16 protein-coding genes and 1 pseudogene are annotated in these 11997 nt (G+C 49.8%); 15 read left to right on the forward strand and 2 right to left on the reverse strand.

Features of this window, described 5'->3' with window-relative positions; genetic code table 11:
• The first annotated feature begins 229 nt into the window (after positions 1–229).
• The 15 genes from rplC to KU392_RS14065 all read left to right on the forward strand — a co-directional run bounded on the left by rplC (position 230) and on the right by KU392_RS14065 (position 10322).
• On the forward strand, positions 230–919 hold the full coding sequence (rplC, locus tag KU392_RS13995; RefSeq protein WP_169295606.1) for a 50S ribosomal protein L3: 690 nt from the start codon (positions 230–232) through the stop codon (positions 917–919).
• Complete coding sequence (gene rplD, locus KU392_RS14000) at positions 919–1539, forward strand: 50S ribosomal protein L4 (RefSeq protein WP_169295589.1); 621 nt, start codon at positions 919–921, stop codon at positions 1537–1539. The genes rplC and rplD overlap by 1 nt, the downstream gene beginning before the upstream one ends.
• Positions 1536–1838 (forward strand): 50S ribosomal protein L23, encoded by a 303-nt coding sequence (gene rplW / locus KU392_RS14005; protein WP_169295588.1) that lies wholly within the window; start codon positions 1536–1538, stop codon positions 1836–1838. Before rplD ends, rplW begins: the two co-directional genes overlap by 4 nt.
• A 1-nt stretch (position 1839) precedes the next feature.
• The gene (gene rplB, locus KU392_RS14010) at positions 1840–2667 is read left to right on the forward strand and encodes a 50S ribosomal protein L2 (protein ID WP_169295587.1); all 828 of its coding nucleotides are present in this window, start codon (positions 1840–1842) and stop codon (positions 2665–2667) included.
• A gap of 14 nt (positions 2668–2681) precedes the next feature.
• The gene (gene rpsS / locus KU392_RS14015; protein WP_169295586.1) at positions 2682–2957 is read left to right on the forward strand and encodes a 30S ribosomal protein S19; all 276 of its coding nucleotides are present in this window, start codon (positions 2682–2684) and stop codon (positions 2955–2957) included.
• 3 nt (positions 2958–2960) lie between these two features.
• Positions 2961–3290 (forward strand): 50S ribosomal protein L22, encoded by a 330-nt coding sequence (gene rplV / locus KU392_RS14020; protein ID WP_169295585.1) that lies wholly within the window; start codon positions 2961–2963, stop codon positions 3288–3290.
• Positions 3291–3299: 9 nt separating this feature from the next.
• The gene (rpsC, locus tag KU392_RS14025) at positions 3300–4088 is read left to right on the forward strand and encodes a 30S ribosomal protein S3 (RefSeq protein ID WP_169295584.1); all 789 of its coding nucleotides are present in this window, start codon (positions 3300–3302) and stop codon (positions 4086–4088) included.
• A 2-nt stretch (positions 4089–4090) separates the two neighbouring features.
• Positions 4091–4507, forward strand: coding sequence for a 50S ribosomal protein L16 (gene rplP / locus KU392_RS14030; RefSeq protein WP_169295583.1), 417 nt, complete (start codon positions 4091–4093; stop codon positions 4505–4507).
• 10 nt (positions 4508–4517) lie between these two features.
• Complete coding sequence (gene rpmC / locus KU392_RS14035) at positions 4518–4709, forward strand: 50S ribosomal protein L29 (protein ID WP_169295582.1); 192 nt, start codon at positions 4518–4520, stop codon at positions 4707–4709.
• 1 nt (position 4710) lies between these two features.
• On the forward strand, positions 4711–4986 hold the full coding sequence (gene rpsQ, locus KU392_RS14040; RefSeq protein ID WP_169295581.1) for a 30S ribosomal protein S17: 276 nt from the start codon (positions 4711–4713) through the stop codon (positions 4984–4986).
• A gap of 236 nt (positions 4987–5222) precedes the next feature.
• Positions 5223–6596, forward strand: a complete 1374-nt coding sequence (locus KU392_RS14045; RefSeq protein ID WP_246587494.1) for an FAD-binding oxidoreductase — start codon at positions 5223–5225, stop codon at positions 6594–6596.
• A gap of 35 nt (positions 6597–6631) precedes the next feature.
• Positions 6632–8044: an FAD-binding oxidoreductase gene (locus KU392_RS14050; RefSeq protein WP_169295580.1), complete on the forward strand. Its 1413-nt coding sequence runs from the start codon at positions 6632–6634 to the stop codon at positions 8042–8044.
• Between the two features lie 24 nt (positions 8045–8068).
• The gene (gene otnI, locus KU392_RS14055; RefSeq protein WP_217735589.1) at positions 8069–8887 is read left to right on the forward strand and encodes a 2-oxo-tetronate isomerase; all 819 of its coding nucleotides are present in this window, start codon (positions 8069–8071) and stop codon (positions 8885–8887) included.
• The gene (locus KU392_RS14060) at positions 8871–9779 is read left to right on the forward strand and encodes an aldose 1-epimerase (protein ID WP_217735590.1); all 909 of its coding nucleotides are present in this window, start codon (positions 8871–8873) and stop codon (positions 9777–9779) included. The genes otnI and KU392_RS14060 overlap by 17 nt, the downstream gene beginning before the upstream one ends.
• Positions 9780–9782: 3 nt before the next feature.
• Positions 9783–10322 carry a YaeQ family protein gene (locus KU392_RS14065; RefSeq protein WP_217735591.1) on the forward strand — a complete coding sequence of 180 codons (540 nt, stop codon included), beginning with the start codon at positions 9783–9785 and terminating at the stop codon, positions 10320–10322.
• Positions 10323–10487: 165 nt separating this feature from the next.
• On the opposite strand, the gene KU392_RS14070 is transcribed toward KU392_RS14065, so the two are convergent.
• On the reverse strand, positions 10488–11468 hold the full coding sequence (locus tag KU392_RS14070; protein ID WP_217735592.1) for a tripartite tricarboxylate transporter substrate-binding protein: 981 nt from the start codon (positions 11466–11468) through the stop codon (positions 10488–10490).
• Positions 11469–11695: 227 nt separating this feature from the next.
• Positions 11696–11997, reverse strand: a pseudogene (locus KU392_RS14075) (tripartite tricarboxylate transporter permease); the annotation flags it as partial.

The raw sequence follows: 11997 nt of genomic DNA on the forward strand, positions 1-11997 counted from the left end.
GGGTTGCCGATGAGCCATTTCAGTCATTGGCAACTAAACCCTTGAAAAAAAGACATTTTTTACAACAACCGCAAAAAATAATCTTGTCAGGGGACTTGAATAATGTTATATTGACAGGCTAACCGAAATGCAATAACGGTTAGGGATAAATTAACCCACAACACCAGTTCACTGCTGGTGTCAATTTATATTAGGCCCAGCCAATCGTAGCTGGGGATTGGAGAAAATGATGTCGAATACGACACCTACACCTGCCGCTCATCGGCTGGGACTGTTGGGTCGCAAGGTTGGCATGATGCGTATTTTTACCGAGGAAGGCGAGTCCATTCCGGTAACAGTACTTGACGTATCAAACAACCGTGTTGCTCAAGTCAAGTCTCTTGAAACAGATGGTTATGCAGCGGTACAGGTTGCTTACGGCAACCGTCGTGCAACCCGCGTGACAAAAGCGCAAGCGGGTCACTATGCCAAAGCCGGCGTTGAAGCTGGTTCCATTCTTAAAGAGTTCCGTCTAGATCCTGCAAAAGCTGCTGAATTTTCAGCTGGCGCTGCATTGCCTGTCGAAAGCATTTTCGAAGCAGGCCAGAAAGTGGACGTGCAAGGTACAACGATCGGTAAAGGTTTTGCCGGTACCATCAAACGTCACAATTTCGGTGCACAACGCGCTTCTCACGGTAACTCACGTTCACACCGTGTTCCCGGTTCTATCGGTATGGCGCAAGACCCAGGTCGCGTTTTCCCCGGTAAGCGCATGTCCGGTCACATGGGTGATGTGACTCGCACCGTACAAAATCTTGATATCGTTCGCGTTGATGCAGAACGTGGTCTTCTTCTGGTCAAGGGCGCTGTTCCTGGCCACAAAAATTCCGACGTTGTTGTGCTTCCAGCTATCAAAATGACTGTTAAAGGAGCAAAATAATGGATCTTAAGCTCCTGAATGAACAAGGTCAGGCTGCTGCTACCGTTAGCGCGCCCGACACCGTTTTTGGCCGTGATTTCAACGAAGCCCTGATTCACCAGATCGTAGTTGCCTACCAGGCAAACGCACGTATGGGTAACCGTGCCCAGAAAGATCGTGCGGAAGTCAAACACAGCACCAAAAAACCATGGCGCCAGAAAGGTACCGGTCGTGCACGTGCTGGTATGACATCTTCTCCCGTATGGCGTGGAGGCGGTCGTACATTCCCTAATTCACCTGATGAAAATTTCAGCCAGAAAGTGAATAAGAAAATGTACCGTGCCGGTATCCGTTCCATCCTGTCACAATTGGCACGTGAAGATCGCATCGCTGTTGTCGAGTCTTTCTCTTTTGATACGCCTAAAACAAAACTGGCTGCCAGCAAATTGAAAGCAATGGGTCTGGATTCCGTTTTGGTTATCACCGATGTTGTTGACGAGAACACCTACCTGGCAACCCGCAACCTGCCACACGTAGCCGTTGTAGAACCGCGTTACGCTGATCCTCTTTCTTTGGTCCACTACAAAAAAGTGTTGATCACGAAAGCGGCTATCGCTCAATTTGAGGAGATGCTGGGATGAAAGCAGAACGTTTATTGCAAGTAATTTTGGCGCCGGTCATCACAGAAAAAGCAACCTTTATTGCTGAATCTGGCGAGAAACCGCAATTTGCATTGCGCGTTGCTCCTGATGCAACCAAACCAGAAGTCAAGGCAGCTGTTGAGTTGCTTTTCAAAGTAGAAGTTGAGTCTGTCTCTGTTCTGAACCGTAAAGGTAAAGTAAAACGTGCAGGTCGTTTCGTCGGTCGTCGCCGTGCAAACCGTATCGCTTACGTTTCACTCAAAAAAGGTCAAGAACTTGACTTTTCGGAGGTGAACTAAGATGGCATTAGTTAAAACTAAACCAACATCAGCCGGTCGCCGCGGCATGGTAAAAGTGGTTACTCCAGGCTTGCACAAAGGACTTCCTTTTGCCGGTTTGGTAGAATCCAAAAAACGTGGTTCCGGTCGTAATAACAACGGTCATATTACTGTCCGCCATCGTGGCGGTGGTCATAAGTCCCACTATCGTATTGTCGATTTCCGTCGCAACAAAGATGGCATTCCAGCCAAAGTAGAGCGTCTGGAATACGATCCTAACCGTACTGCACATATTGCACTGTTGTGCTATGCAGATGGTGAGCGTCGTTACATCATTGCTCCTCGTGGCCTTGAAGTCGGTGCAACGGTCGTGTCTGGCCTGGAAACACCCGTACGTACAGGTAATGCAGCGGCTATCCGCAATATTCCAGTTGGTACAACCATTCACTGTATCGAAATGCTGCCCGGCAAAGGTGCCCAAATGGCACGTTCAGCAGGTGCATCTGCAGTCCTGATGGCCCGTGAAGGTACTTACGCCCAGATCCGTCTGCGTTCTGGCGAGGTTCGTCGCGTTCACATCGATTGCCGTGCAACGATTGGTGAAGTGGGTAACGAAGAACACAGCTTGCGTCAAATCGGTAAAGCCGGTGCAGTTCGCTGGCGCGGTATTCGTCCTACCGTTCGTGGTGTTGCCATGAACCCGGTCGATCACCCACATGGTGGTGGTGAAGGACGTACTGGCGAGGCTCGTGAGCCAGTCAGCCCATGGGGTACTCCAGCGAAAGGCTTCAAAACCCGCCGCAACAAGCGTACAGACAACATGATTGTCTCACGTCGCAAGCGTAAATAAGGGGCGATACTAATATGTCACGTTCTATTAAAAAAGGCCCATTCGTAGATGCCCACTTGGTTAAAAAAGTGGAAGCAGCTGTCGATGGCAAAGAGAAAAAGCCGATCAAAACCTGGTCGCGTCGTTCAACCATCCTTCCTGATTTTATCGGATTGACTATCGCTGTTCATAACGGTCGTCAACATGTTCCGGTTTATGTTAACGAAAATATGGTTGGTCATAAGCTTGGCGAATTCGCGCATACGCGTACCTACAAAGGTCACGCTGCGGATAAAAAGTCAAAGAGGTAAGTGATGGAAACTACAGCCGTAATTCGTGGTGTACATATTTCTGCGCAAAAAACGCGTCTTGTTGCGGACATGGTCCGTGGCAAACCCGTTGCCCAAGCGCTGAATATTCTTACATTCACACCTAAAAAAGCCGCCGGTATCGTTAAGAAAGCCCTTGAATCAGCAATTGCTAACGCAGAGCATAACGATGGTGCCGATATTGATGAGCTCAAAGTAACTACAATCTATGTAGACAAAGCCCAGTCAATGAAGCGATTCTCCGCTCGTGCCAAAGGCCGCGGTAACCGTATCGAGAAGCAGACTTGCCACATTGTGGTCAAAGTCGGCGTTTAAGGAGTCACAATGGGTCAGAAAATTCACCCTATAGGGTTCCGTCTCGCAGTGAATCGTAACTGGAGTTCACGCTGGTACGCTGACAACAAAGACTTTGGCACAATGCTTGCCGAAGACGTCCGTGTGCGTGAGTATCTGAAACGTAAACTGAAAAGCGCATCTGTTGGTCGTGTGCTTATCGAGCGCCCTGCCAAGAATGCACGTATCACCGTTTTCTCAGCACGTCCTGGTGTTGTAATCGGTAAGCGTGGTGAAGATATTGAAAGCTTGAAAACAGATTTGCAACGCCTGATGGGTGTGCCTGTTCACGTCAATATTGAAGAAATTCGCAAGCCTGAAACCGATGCACAGCTGATCGCCGATTCCATCGCCCAGCAGCTTGAAAAACGTATCATGTTCCGTCGTGCCATGAAGCGCGCAATGCAAAATGCAATGCGCCTGGGTGCACAAGGTATCAAGATCATGTCTTCAGGCCGTTTGAATGGTATCGAGATTGCCCGTACAGAATGGTATCGTGAAGGTCGTGTACCTTTGCATACACTGCGTGCAATCATTGATTATGGTACATCTGAAGCACAAACCACCTACGGTATCATTGGTATCAAGGTTTGGGTTTACAAAGGCGACTTGCTGCCTAATGGTGAAATGCCTGCAGAACCTGCAGCCGCACCCCGTGATGATGAGCGTCGTGCACGTCGTCCACGCGGTGATCGTCCTGATGGTCAGCGTCGTCCAGGCGGTCGTGGCCGTGGTGGTCGCAAGGCAGCTGAAGCAGCCCCTGCGCCAGAAGGAGAATAAACATGTTATCACCAGCACGTAGAAAATACCGTAAAGAGCAGAAAGGTCGTAATACCGGTCTGGCTACTCGCGGTACAAACGTCAATTTTGGCGATTTTGGTCTGAAAGCAACCGGTCGTGGCCGTCTGACAGCCCGTCAGATCGAGGCAGCCCGTCGTGCAATGACTCGCCATATTAAACGTGGCGGCCGTATCTGGATCCGTATCTTCCCCGATAAGCCAATTTCACAGAAACCTGCTGAAGTTCGTATGGGTAAAGGTAAAGGTAATCCCGAGTTTTGGGTCGCTGAAATTCAACCAGGCAAAGTTCTGTACGAGATGGATGGTGTAAGTGAAGAGCTTGCCCGTGAAGCTTTCCGTCTGGCAGCCGCCAAGTTGCCTATTTCGACGACATTTGTAAATCGTCACTTGGGCTCTTAAGGGGATCTTTATGAAAGCTAGTGAACTACGTTCAAAAGACGCAACCGAGCTGAATAAAGAGCTCGAGAGCTTGTTGCGTGCACAATTCAACCTGCGTATGCAGCGTGCTACCCAGCAACTTTCTAACACCAGCCAGTTAGGCAAAGTACGTCGTGACATTGCTCGCGTTCGCACAGTATTAACTGAGAAAGCAGGAAAGTAACATGAGCGAAACTCAAACACCCGCCAAGCGTCAGCGTACTCTGATCGGTAAAGTGGTTAGCAATAAAATGGATAAAACAGTGGTCGTTCAAGTTGAGCGCCGTGTTAAACATCCTTTGTATGGCAAAATCATTGTCCGCTCAAACAAATACAAAGCGCACGACGAAGCAAACCAGTATAACGAAGGCGATACAGTGGAAATCGCTGAAGGCCGTCCCATTTCACGCAGCAAATCGTGGAGTGTTGTACGTCTGATCGAAGCCTCTCGTCTTATTTAATAACAGGGCAGGTCCAGGCCTGCCTTGCCAACGATAGAAGTGGCCTTCCTTATACCGGATGTCAGTAAAAAACCTCGCCTTGTGCGAGGTTTTTTCTTGTTTGTTTGGTGTCATTGCCTGCTATCTTGGGGCGGAAAAGAAAAATCATTTTTTTCCCTGCTTGTGAAATGATCAATAAGTGGCCACACAAGAAGTTATCATTGAGTGTTAAAGCGATTTGCAGTTAGAAGGATACAATGAAAAACAATTCTCCATCATTTAATGCTTTGCTGGCCAGTGTGCCACATATTGACAGCCCGGATCAAATGCAGCGTCACATGAGTGACATGAGCGGTTATGAAGGTGCCATGCCGGCGGTGGTATTTCGGCCGGTGTCCACTGAACAGGTATCGGCAATTGTCAAAACCTGTGCGCAAGAAGGCAGGAAAATCACCATACAGGGTGGGCTGACTGGCCTGGCCGGTGGCGCATGTGCCGATGCCGACGATGTGGTCATTTCCCTGGAAAGCATGAACCGTGTGGAAGAAATTGACACCATTGGTGGTGTCGCGATTGTGCAGGCGGGCGTCATACTTGAAAACCTGTGCCAGGCCGTCGAGCAGGAAGACTGGTATTTTCCGCTGGATTTCGGTTCGCGTGGCTCCTGTCTGATTGGGGGCAATGTGTCCACCAATGCCGGTGGTAACAAGGTGCTGCGTTATGGCACGACCCGTGACCTGGTGCTGGGCATGGAAGTGGTGCTTCCCGATGGCACCATCCTGAATATGCTGAACCGCCTGATCAAGAACAATACCGGTCTGGATCTTAAACACCTGTTTATTGGTACCGAAGGCCGTTTGGGTATTATTACCCGTTTGTCCCTGCGCCTTTTTCCCAATCCGCAAACCCGGGCCACCGCCCTGGTTGCCCTGGATTCTTTTGACCACGTTACCCGCATGCTCAAAGAGGCGCGTTCTGCCTTGCCCGATTTATCGAGTTTTGAGGTCATGTGGCAAAGCTATCTGGTACAGGCTGCCTTGCATGCAAATAAAGAGCTGCCCTTTGAAGGGAATTATCCCATTTATGTGCTGCTTGAAATTGAGGGCGCTGATAAACCCGTGTTCCATGAGGGCTTTCATGCCTTCCTGGAATTCCTCATTGAACATGAAATCGGCCGTGACGTGATTGTGCCGCAAACCCTGGAGCAGAGCGACTCACTCTGGCAGATCCGCGATGCCATTGGTGAAATTTTACGCAGTATCAAACCTTATGTGGCATTTGATATTGGCATACCGCTTAAACATATGCCGGCTTTTATTGAGCAGGTAACCGCTGCCCTTGAAAAAGAATATCCACATGCGATGAATTTGTTGTTTGGCCATCTGGGTGATGGCAACCTGCATTTAACCACCGGTAAACTGCAGGAAGCGCAAATTCTGGCAGTTGAAGAGTTGGTGTACAGCATTGCCTCCAGGTTCAGGGGAAGTATTTCCGCTGAGCATGGCATTGGCCGTATCAAGAAACCGTTTTTGAAATACAGTCGCAGCCAGGAAGAACGGGATTTGATGAGCGCCATTAAAAACCTGATCAATCCCCAGGATCTTTTCAATGCCGGCCGTATTGTGGATTAATGGCTTGGCAAGCTAATTTACAGGATAGAAAAACAATGAGTTATAACTCCCCCATGAAAGAAGTGCGCCAACTGTCTGATGAAGCCCGTGCCGCTTTCAAGGCCGCTTTTGGTGATCGTTTCATTACCACACAAGCCGTGCGTGAGCATCACGGTAGTGATGAATCTCCTTATCCGGCCTGCCCGCCCGAAGCGGTCATTTTTCCGCATAATGCCGATGAGGTGGTTACGGTTGTCAATTTGTGCAACCAGTACGATGTACCCCTGATTCCTTTTGGCATCGGTTCTTCCATTGAAGGTCATGTGCTGGCGATTGAAGGGGGTATTTCCCTTGATTTCACGGAAATGAACAAGGTGCTGGCTGTCAGCCCTGGCGATTTCACCGTGACGGTGGAACCGGGCGTAATCCGTACCCAGCTGAATGAGGAAATCAGGCATACCGGTTTGTTTTTCCCGATCGATCCGGGTGCCCATGCCTCGATTGGCGGCATGACGGCCACCCGTGCTTCGGGTACCAATGCCGTGCGTTATGGCACCATGCGTGAAAATGTGGTTTCCCTGAAAGTAGTTACGGCAGATGGCAAAATCATCCGTACAGGCAGCCATGCGCGCAAATCATCGGCCGGTTACGACTTGACCCGTCTGTTTGTGGGCAGCGAAGGCACGCTGGGTATCATTGTTGAAATTACACTGCGTGTGTATCCTATCCCCGAAGCTATCTCGGCCGCCATTTGCAACTTCGAAACCCTGGAGTCTGCGGTGGAATGCGTGAACCAGATCATGCAAACAGGAATTGAAATTGGCCGGGTTGAATTCATTGATGAACAGGGCGTGAAAGCTGCCAATCAATACAGCAAGTTAAGTTTGAAAGAAAGTCCGATGCTGTTGTTTGAATTTACCGGTTCCGCTTCCAGCGTTAAAGAGCAGATTGAAATTGTGCAGGAAATCGCCAAAGATAATGGTGGTATGGATTTTGAGTGGGCCGAGCACCAGGAAGACCGCAACCGTTTGTGGACGGCACGGCATAACCTGTATTTTGCCTGCCTGCAATTGCGCCCCGGCGCGCGTTCCATTACCACCGATGTCTGCGTGCCTATTTCCCGGTTGGCCGAGTGCGTGACCGCCACGGCCAAAGACCTGCAGGACAAACCGTTCCCCTGGTCCATCCTGGGGCATGTGGGCGATGGCAATTTCCACGTTCTCATGATGATTGATCCGGAAAACCCGCAAGAATGGGCTATGGCGGAAGAAATCAATAAGCGGGTGGTGCAGCGGGCCATCGATATGGACGGTACCTGCACCGGTGAGCATGGTATAGGCATTCACAAAATGAATTTCCTGAAAATGGAACACGGTGAAGATGCGATCCACTTGATGCGTTTGCTCAAGCACGCCTATGATCCGAAAAATATCCTGAATCCGGGCAAGATGATTGCCTGGGAAGCCTGATGGTTTGATCACAAGTGAATAGTCATGCTCAAGTTTGCAGCCAATCTTTCCATGATGTACACCGAGGTTCCCTTTCTGGAGCGTTTTGCCCTGGCGGCAAACGATCAGTTCAAAGGCGTGGAATTTTTGTTTCCCTATGAGTACAGTGCGGCAGACATCGCCCGTCAACTGTCTCTAAACGGGCTTGAGCAGGTATTGTTCAATGCCGTTCCGGGTAACTGGGACGCCGGGGAGCGGGGACTGGCCTGTTTGCCTGGCCGTCAGGCGCAGTGTCTGGCTGGTGTGGAAAAAGCCTTGGAATATGCCACCGTGTTGGGTAATCGCCGTATTCACTTCATGGCTGGCATTGTTCCGGATGACTTGAGTCCAGCTGTTGCGCATGAATGTTACTGCCAGAACCTGTCACGGGCAGCCGCTCTGGCTGCCCAGGCCGGGGTAATGTTATTGATTGAACCGATCAATCCGTTTGACATGCCCGGGTATTTTTTAACCACCCAGCAACAGGCCCACCAGCTCATTGAACTGCTTAACCAGCCCAATATCAAGGTTCAAATGGACATATACCATTGTCAGATTGTAGAAGGTGACTTAAGCAGAAAGCTGACTACCTATATACCCACCGGCAGGGTCGGCCATTTGCAGATTGCCGGTGTGCCTCACCGGCATGAGCCTGATAACGGCGAGCTCAATATGGGCTATTTGTTTGATGTGCTCAGGCAACTGGATTATCAGCACTGGATAGGATGTGAATACCGTCCAGCGGGCCGCACCCGAGAAGGATTGGCCTGGCTTGAACGGGAAAGACATAAAGATAAAGGTGAAAAACGTGCAGCAATGCCTTGAACTGAAAGCGGGTAATGCCCGTCTGGTAGTGGCCCCTCATATTGGTGGGGCCATTGTGGCTTATAAACATGTGCTGACGGATCGGGAATATCATTGGCTGCGTCCGGTCGACCCGGTTCATGTGCAAAACCGGAATGTGTCCGAGATGGCCAGTTTTCCGCTGGTGCCATGGGCCGGTCGTCTGCGTGACGGCCGTTTTGTTTATGAAGGTCGTCATATTCATTACCTCTCACGGAAAAAAGAGTCACCGCATAGCATTCATGGGTTTTTACGAAACAGGGAATGGCAGGTGATGACGCATACAGATACCCGGCTGGTGATTGAGTATGTGCATGCGCCTGATGACTGGCCTTTCGCCTTCCGGGCGCAACAGGTGTTTGAGCTTGATGAAAACAAGCTGACCGTGTATTTGGACATCAGTAATACCGGGCAACACAGCATGCCACTTGGGATGGGGCATCACCCTTATTTTCCCAAAAACGAACATACCCGTTTGACAGCGCAGGTTGGCAAGGCCTGGTACGCAGACCAGGATGTGATGCCGGTCAGACTGGATGAACACCCGCTTGCCCCGGAAATGGCACGGGGGATTGATGTTGCCCGGCATGCGCTGGATACCCCTTTCATAGACTGGGCACATGAAGCGCAAATCAGTTGGCCTGACGAGCAACGCAAACTGGTGATGACGGCCGATACGCCGTTTGATTTCCTGATTGTGTACAGCCCGGAAGGGGCACCCTGGTTTTGTGCCGAGCCTTTTGGCAATGTGACAGATTGCTTTAACATGCGACATACTCATTCAGCACGGGAAGTGGGCGGACTGGATGTGTTGCCGGGACAGACTGTGAATACCCGCTTCAGCCTGACTCCGGTTTTGTATAAGGATAATTAATTCATGGCACTTGGTGCAACAATCTATAAAGCGGAAATAAACATTGCCGATAATGACCGCGCCTATTATGGCAGTCATGCCGTTACTGTTGCCCGGCATCCATCAGAAACCGAAGAGCGGCTCATGATTCGGATCCTGGGCTATGCCTTGTACGAAAACGGTGATGAGATGCTGGCCTTTACACGTGGTCTGAGTGAGGTGGATGAGCCTGATTTATGGCGTAAGGACCTGACAGGCACTATTTTGCAATGGATAGAAACGGGCCTGCCCGATGAGCGCCGCCTGTTGAAGGCCTGCGGGCGTGCCGGGCAGGTGATTGTTTTGGCATATGGACGCAATGCCGCCACCTGGTGGGCAAATGTGGCCAGTAAGCTTGAGCGGGCCCGTAATCTGAAAGTATATGTACTCCCGGTGGAATCAACCCAAAAACTGGCTTCTTTGGCAGACCGTAACATGACCCTGCATTTTAATGTGCAGGATGCAACGGTTTGGGTTTCTTCTGACAAGGGCGATGCGCAAATTGAGATCCAGGCCTTGAATTGAGGTTTTTTTCTACTGCCTAAAAAGCCAAAAAGTGAATAAAAAGCACCCCAGGCGTATCATGAAAAACGTCCTGGGGTGCTTTTGAAGGTTTATGCCAAAGATTTATTGGCCAGGCTTGTGACGCTTGCCTGGATCACTTGCTCCTTTAGTGTAGCCGGTTAACGATTAATTAACGTTCATACCTTCGGCTTGCAGGATGGGACCCCATTTCTTGATTTCAGAGTCCACCCATTTTTTCAGGGATTCTGAGGACTGTCTTTCTTCACTGACAATTTCAGCGCCAAGATCTGCCATTTTGGTTTTGAAAGCATCTGATTTGAGCGCTTCTTTAAGGGCACCATTGAACTTGGCAATGACGGGTTCTGGTGTGCCTTTGGGCGCATAAATACCATGCCAGACTTTAAAGTCGAAGTCTTTCAGGCCCTGTTCGTCAAGCGTAGGGGCATCAGGCAGTTTGCTGATGCGGTCTTTGGTGGTGACACCATAGAATTTGACGGTTTTGGCATCGATGTGTGGAATGGTTTGCGTGGTTTGGTCACACAGAAGGTCAACCTGTTTGCCCAACAAGGCTGTCATGGCAGGCGCGGTTCCCTGGAAGGGAATGGTGGTGAATTTGGTACCGATGGCCTGTTGCAGCAATGATCCGCACAGTTGTGAAACGGCACCCGGGCCGGCATTGGCAAGGTTAATGTCTTCACCTTTTTCCTTGGTGTATTCAATGAGTTCCTGCAGGTTGTTAGGTGGAAAATCGGCACGTGCCAGCAAGGTCATGGGAACGTCGATGACTTCACCCACATATTCAAAGCTGTTAAGTGGATCGAATTTCAGGTTTTTGTACAGGGCAGGTGCGGTTGCCATACCATTGTGGTGAAGGAAAAAGGTATAGCCATCGGGCTTTGAGTTGGCAATATAGGCGGCAGCAACGGTGCCGCCCGCACCGGTTTTGTTTTCTACAACAATGGGTTGTTTCAGGATTTTACCCAGTTCGGCACCCAGGGAGCGTGCCACGACATCAGTGGGACCACCGGCGGCAAAAGGAACAACCAGTGTGATCGGATGTTCGGGATATTCGGCATGTGCCGCACCCGTGCTCATTGCAAACAGAGCAATACCAAGGCTTGTCAGTTTCAGGAATTTGGATGTCATGGTGTGATCTCCGGAAATGTGGAAGAGCAGGCATAAAGCCTTTTCTTTAAAAAATAGATACAAATAGTGTAACTATTTTGAAGACAATTGCCGTTTTGATTTTATTAAGTAAGCGTTATGTAAACCGAAAGCTGGATGCTGGATGTTTGGGTTAACCAAATAATAAAGGTTTTAACAAGATAAAAAAAAAGGCAGGTTAATCATAAACCTGCCTTTTTATTTAAGGATTAATCCTCTTCGACAAACGTTTCTTCACGTTTTTTGCGGATGGATGGCAGTGCCACCAGAATGACCAGGCCAACAGCCATTAACAACAGGGTCAGTGACAGCGGACGCTCAACGAAGGTCAGGAAGTCACCCCGGGACAACAACAGTGCCCGGCGGAAGTTCTCTTCCATCATCGGGCCCAGTACCAGACCCAGCAACAGCGGCGCACCTTCACACTTCAGTTTGGTCCAGATATAACCGATGATGCCAAAGATACCCATGACGTAAATATCAAACGCGTTGTAGTTCAGCGAGTACACAC

Source organism: Advenella alkanexedens, from assembly GCF_019132845.1.
Taxonomy (GTDB): Bacteria; Pseudomonadota; Gammaproteobacteria; order Burkholderiales; family Burkholderiaceae_B; genus Advenella; species Advenella alkanexedens.

Coding starts and splice junctions, on each gene's coding strand:
- KU392_RS14070 (WP_217735592.1), bottom strand. CDS start 11,468: ATGACATCCAAATTCCTGAAACTGACAAGCCTTGGTATTGCTCTGTTT.
- rplP (WP_169295583.1), top strand. CDS start 4,091: ATGTTATCACCAGCACGTAGAAAATACCGTAAAGAGCAGAAAGGTCGT.
- rplW (WP_169295588.1), top strand. CDS start 1,536: ATGAAAGCAGAACGTTTATTGCAAGTAATTTTGGCGCCGGTCATCACA.
- otnI (WP_217735589.1), top strand. CDS start 8,069: ATGCTCAAGTTTGCAGCCAATCTTTCCATGATGTACACCGAGGTTCCC.
- KU392_RS14065 (WP_217735591.1), top strand. CDS start 9,783: ATGGCACTTGGTGCAACAATCTATAAAGCGGAAATAAACATTGCCGAT.
- rplB (WP_169295587.1), top strand. CDS start 1,840: ATGGCATTAGTTAAAACTAAACCAACATCAGCCGGTCGCCGCGGCATG.
- rpsC (WP_169295584.1), top strand. CDS start 3,300: ATGGGTCAGAAAATTCACCCTATAGGGTTCCGTCTCGCAGTGAATCGT.
- rplV (WP_169295585.1), top strand. CDS start 2,961: ATGGAAACTACAGCCGTAATTCGTGGTGTACATATTTCTGCGCAAAAA.
- rpsQ (WP_169295581.1), top strand. CDS start 4,711: ATGAGCGAAACTCAAACACCCGCCAAGCGTCAGCGTACTCTGATCGGT.
- rplD (WP_169295589.1), top strand. CDS start 919: ATGGATCTTAAGCTCCTGAATGAACAAGGTCAGGCTGCTGCTACCGTT.
- rpmC (WP_169295582.1), top strand. CDS start 4,518: ATGAAAGCTAGTGAACTACGTTCAAAAGACGCAACCGAGCTGAATAAA.
- KU392_RS14045 (WP_246587494.1), top strand. CDS start 5,223: ATGAAAAACAATTCTCCATCATTTAATGCTTTGCTGGCCAGTGTGCCA.
- rplC (WP_169295606.1), top strand. CDS start 230: ATGTCGAATACGACACCTACACCTGCCGCTCATCGGCTGGGACTGTTG.
- KU392_RS14050 (WP_169295580.1), top strand. CDS start 6,632: ATGAGTTATAACTCCCCCATGAAAGAAGTGCGCCAACTGTCTGATGAA.
- rpsS (WP_169295586.1), top strand. CDS start 2,682: ATGTCACGTTCTATTAAAAAAGGCCCATTCGTAGATGCCCACTTGGTT.